The following is a 402-nucleotide window of genomic DNA, read 5'->3' as shown; positions in this document are numbered from 1 at the left end:
GTGCCAGGATTCGATGCGCCGCGTCGGCAGGCCGTGCTTGATGGCCTCGATCGCGTCGTCGCGCTTCGTCATCACTGCGCCGTCGCCGGGCAGCAGCGAAAGCCGCTCGCCGAAGGCATCGATCAGCGCCGTCTCGGCCAGTGTCCGCTGGGGCTGTGCGTGCATGTTCATTGCTCTCGCCTCACTCGGCCCCATCTCACGCGGCTTCACCGATCACACCGGCATAGCCGTTGGTTTCGAGATCGAGCGCCAGCGACTTGTCGCCCGACTTGATGACCTGCCCCTTGTAGAGCACGTGCACGCTGTCCGGCACGATGTGCTCGAGCAGGCGCTGGTAGTGGGTGATGACGACGATCGCCCGCTCCGGCGAGCGCAGCGCATTGACGCCGTCGGCGACGATCT

Annotated in this window: 2 pseudogenes; both read right to left on the bottom strand. The window is 66.2% G+C overall.

Features of this window, described 5'->3' with window-relative positions:
• Positions 1–171, bottom strand: a pseudogene (locus EOA29_RS43685) (Fe-S cluster assembly protein SufD); the annotation flags it as partial.
• A gap of 25 nt (positions 172–196) precedes the next feature.
• A pseudogene (gene sufC, locus EOA29_RS40620) lies at positions 197–402 on the bottom strand (Fe-S cluster assembly ATPase SufC); the annotation flags it as partial.

Source organism: Mesorhizobium sp. M1E.F.Ca.ET.063.01.1.1, assembly GCF_003998155.1.
Classification (GTDB): Bacteria; Pseudomonadota; Alphaproteobacteria; order Rhizobiales; family Rhizobiaceae; genus Mesorhizobium.
The sequence above is the reverse complement of the archived record's forward strand: the minus strand, read 5'-3'. Positions and strand labels throughout refer to the sequence as shown.